The organism is Haliscomenobacter sp. (genome assembly GCF_041740695.1).
In the GTDB taxonomy this organism is placed as follows: domain Bacteria; phylum Bacteroidota; class Bacteroidia; order Chitinophagales; family Saprospiraceae; genus Haliscomenobacter.
The window spans coordinates 1-4,285 of record NZ_JBGSLK010000117.1 but is presented as its reverse complement, the minus strand read 5'-3'; the positions used below and the strand labels follow the sequence as shown (position 1 = coordinate 4,285).

At 48.5% G+C, this 4,285-nt stretch carries 3 protein-coding genes; 2 read left to right on the top strand and 1 reads right to left on the bottom strand.

Annotated features, from left to right (window positions below; translation table 11 throughout):
- Positions 1–89: 89 nt before the first annotated feature.
- Positions 90–1,631 carry an acyl-CoA carboxylase subunit beta gene (locus tag ACEW9O_RS24320; protein WP_373552822.1) on the bottom strand — a complete coding sequence of 514 codons (1,542 nt, stop codon included), beginning with the start codon at positions 1,629–1,631 and terminating at the stop codon, positions 90–92.
- Positions 1,632–1,888: 257 nt separating this feature from the next.
- Here ACEW9O_RS24320 and ACEW9O_RS24315 point away from each other — a divergent pair, with 257 nt between their 5' ends.
- Positions 1,889–3,097: a pyridoxal phosphate-dependent aminotransferase gene (locus tag ACEW9O_RS24315; protein WP_373552821.1), complete on the top strand. Its 1,209-nt coding sequence runs from the start codon at positions 1,889–1,891 to the stop codon at positions 3,095–3,097.
- Positions 3,098–3,233: 136 nt separating this feature from the next.
- A complete protein-coding gene (locus ACEW9O_RS24310; protein ID WP_373552820.1) occupies positions 3,234–3,803 on the top strand; it encodes a DUF3575 domain-containing protein in 570 nt (189 codons plus the stop codon).
- The last annotated feature ends 482 nt before the right edge of the window (positions 3,804–4,285 follow it).

Sequence of the window (4,285 nt, the reverse complement as noted above, 5' to 3'; positions counted from 1 at the left end):
GCTACCGCAGCGGCTTGTTCAACATTGCGTGTCAAAGCCGCTGCGGTAGCCCACTTTTCACTTTTCACTTTTCACTTTTCACTCTTCACTCAAAGAGGTATATTCCCATGTTTCTTCCTCGGCAAGTGCGCCACCTTGTTTTCAATTGAAGCAAAAGCTTTGATGAGTTTGCGGCGGGTGAGGCAGGGGTCGATTACTTCGTCGATGTAACCGCGCTCAGCGGCCCGGTAAGGGTGTGCAAAAGCTTCCTGGTATTCTTTTTCCTTTTGGAGGAGCATGGCTTCGGGGTCTTCGGCTTCCAGGATTTCTTTACGGAAGATGATTTCGGAGGCACCTTTGGCGCCCATTACTGCAATTTCGGCTCCGGGCCAGGCATAATTGAGGTCGGCCCCGATGTGTTTGGAATTCATCACGTCGTAAGCGCCACCGTAGGCTTTGCGGGTAATCACGGTAATTCGGGGAACCGTGGCTTCACTGAAAGCATACAGCAGTTTGGCGCCATTCACGATGATGCCATTCCATTCCTGATCCGTTCCGGGCAAAAAACCGGGCACGTCCACCAAAACCAGCAAGGGGATATTGAAACTGTCACAAAAACGCACAAAACGTGCGCCTTTACGCGAGCTGTTCACATCAAGCACCCCGGCCAGACTGATCGGCTGGTTGGCAATGAGCCCAATGCTGCGGCCGGCCAAACGGGCAAAACCCACTACGATGTTTTCGGCGAAGGATTCCTGTACCTCCATAAACGAAGCCTCGTCCACAATGCCGTGGATCACCTCGCGCATATCGTAAGGTTGATTGGGGTTGTCGGGCACGATGTTGCGCAGTTCTTCCCGCCATTCTTCGGTCAGGTCGTAAGCTTTTAAAGCTGGTTTTTCCTCGCAGTTTTGGGGCATGTAGCTGACCAGTTGCCTTACTTTTTGCAAACAATCGATGTCGTTGGTGGCGGTGAGGTGGGTCACTCCCGATTTGGTAGAGTGCGCACTGGCACCACCGAGATCTTCCGAGCTCACGTCCTCGTTGGTGACCGTTTTGACCACGTTAGGCCCCGTCACAAACATATATGAGGTATCCTGCACCATGATGATAAAGTCGGTTATGGCGGGTGAATACACCGCTCCCCCCGCACAAGGGCCCATGATGGCCGAAATTTGCGGCACTACCCCGGAAGCCATTACGTTGCGGTAAAAGATATCGGCATAACCTCCCAGGGAAGCTACCCCTTCCTGAATCCGGGCACCACCGGAGTCGTTCAAACCAATTACTGGCGCGCCATTGCGCATGGCGAGGTCCATTATTTTGCAAATCTTTTCGGCGTGGGCTTCGGAAAGGGAACCCCCAAATACCGTGAAATCCTGTGAAAAAACATACACCAAACGCCCATCAATGGTACCATAACCCGTGATGACGCCATCGCCGAGGAAATGTTGGTTTTCCATCCCAAAATCCCGGCTGCGGTGTTGCACCAGCATCCCCACTTCTTCAAATGAACCCGGATCGAGCAAAAAATGGACGCGTTCACGCGCCGTCAATTTTCCTTTTTTGTGTTGAGCATCAATGCGTTGCTGCCCACCACCTAGCCGAGCCTCGGCGATTTTTTGTTCGAGCGTAAAAAGCTTGTCTTTCATTGGAACAATTATAGGGGGAAAGATAGGAACTTTTTATGGGCGAAAAAGGATGCAATTGTCAATATTCAGGGTTGACATTTGTTGATTTTGTTCAATTCAGGGTCATAGCGCCAAATTTCTTTGGTTCTTTGCGACTTTGCACTTACTTTTGCTGTCGATTGTCCTGATCGCATTTTTCCTTTAAGGTGATTTTTTTGCCTAACCATTTACTGACTATTTAGAACTTGTTTAACGTTCAATTTCAAAAAACTCAAAACATGTCTGTTGCGACTACCTCTCGTCTGTCTCAGCGCGTACTGCAGATGGCAGAATCCGAGACGCTTAAAATGGCGGCAATGGCTCGGGAACTCAAAGCCCAGGGCCTCAATGTGATCAACCTGAGTTTGGGTGAGCCGGATTTTGATACCCCCAGCCACATCAAGGAAGCGGCTAAAAAAGCGCTGGATGATGGCATTACCAAATACACGCCGGTAGCAGGTTTGCAGGAACTGCGGGAAGCCATCAAGGTGAAATTCAAACGCGACAACAACTTGGATTACAACGTCAACCAGATTGTAGTGTCCAATGGCGCCAAACAATCGCTGGCGAATATTTTCCTTTCCATTCTGGATCCCGGGGATGAAGTGATCATCCTGGCGCCTTATTGGGTGTCTTATTCGGCGATTGTAGAATTGGCCGAAGGCAAGTCGGTGATCCTCAAGTCGAGCTTTGAGCAAGACTATAAGGTACCTGCTTCCGAAATTGCCGCAGCCATCACCGAGCGCACCAAGGCCATCATCTTCTCCTCCCCATCTAACCCGACCGGGATGGTGTATTCACATGAGGAGTTGAAAGCCATCGCCGATGTGATCGCCCCACACGAAGACATCCTCATCGTTTCGGACGAAATTTACGAATACATCAATTTTGGCGAAAAACACGTCAGCATTGGTGCTTTCGAAAATGTAAAAAGCCAAACCGTAACCGTAAATGGTTTTGCAAAAGGGTATGCCATGACGGGCTGGCGCTTGGGGTACATCGGTGCACCCGTTTGGTTGGCCGAAGCTTGTATCAAAATCCAGGGTCAGGTGACTTCCGGGGCCAACTCCTTCAGCCAAAAGGCCGCAGCGTATGCCCTCTTGGCGGATATGACGCCAACCTACGAAATGCGGGAAGCGTTCCTCAAACGCCGCGATCTGGTGATTGCGGGCTTGAGCAAAATTTCAGGCTTTAAGGTCAACCAACCACAAGGGGCCTTTTACATCTTCCCCGACATCAGCGCTTACTTTGGCACTACTGATGGCGAAACAGCCATCAACGACGCTAACGATTTTTGTGATTACCTGATGTTGAAGGCGCATGTGGCCACTGTTTCAGGGGTTGCCTTTGGGGCCGACAACTGTTTCCGGATTTCTTATGCTGCTTCTGAAGCAGAATTGAACGAAGCAATCAAACGCATCGCCGAAGCAGTCGGAAAATTGCGTTAAAAAGTTTTAAAATAAGTTAAAGTTCCTCTAAGAAGCTTGTGTATAAAAGCAGATTAGAGGAACTTTACACCCGACAATATAGTTAGTTATTCAAGCTCACTTAACACTTTTTTCTACACCTAATCAACTGTTTAACATGCAGAAGTATCTCATCCTTACTGTAGTCATTTGTATGGCTGCAATCAGCTCTTCCTTTGCCCAGGTAGATGTAAAAGTTGGCCCACTGGGTCCACTATTCGGAACACTGAACCTGCGTGGCGAATTCGGCCTGGCCGACAATTTTGGCCTGGAAGCCATCGTAGGTGGCTCCTGGAACAAAATCAACTTCGACGAAGGCGACGACCTCAAAAACACCACTTTGCGTTTTGGCGTAAATGGCCGTTATTACTTCAACCCCAGCGAGATCGGCCTCAACAAGTTTTACACGGGCTTGTATACCCGCTATTCTGCTGGCAAAGCGCGCAGCACTGCCGAGAACGCTGATGAGTACAACACTAGTCGTTTTTCGGGTGGTTTCCTGGTAGGTTTCAAAACCTTTGCCCGCAATGAACGCCTGCACTTCGACTTCAACCTTGGTTTTGGCCGGGCTTTTGTGTACAACATCAAAGGTATTGGCAACGCAGAACCAGTTAACCTGGACAACATTCCCTTCTTGAATTGGGATTTACCGACGACTTTGGTCATTGGATACCGATTCGGGAAATAATCTCGAATGACGAATTTTTCGATTGAGGAATGACGAATAATTGCCCGGAGTAGGGTGTTATTCGTCATTCGTCATTTATGGTCGTTGTTATTCATTCCTTCTTTCGCTCCTTCCGTCTATTTCCTTCCAATACGCTTCCCTGTTTTGTTTTTTTCCAATAATTTCAACGCAAGTGTAATCTATTGCTAAACGTCTTTTGTGTATAAATACAACGAAACAATTGGATTCGGCTTCGCCAAATCTTTTTAACACGACGACGCGACGAAACGACGACACAACGTCCTCCGCGCTACGCGCTGAGTGGTCCCAACGCTTGGCGTTGGGTTGTAGCGGTAGCTAATCGTCGTGTCGTCGTTTCGTTGTGTTTTCTATGGTTCAAGCAAGACATTGTTCAAATTTTTTTGATACATAACTTGATTTTTAACGACGGCAAAAACCCTGAGCAAAATCTTGTTGCGCATCGCATTGATAATGCAAAGATG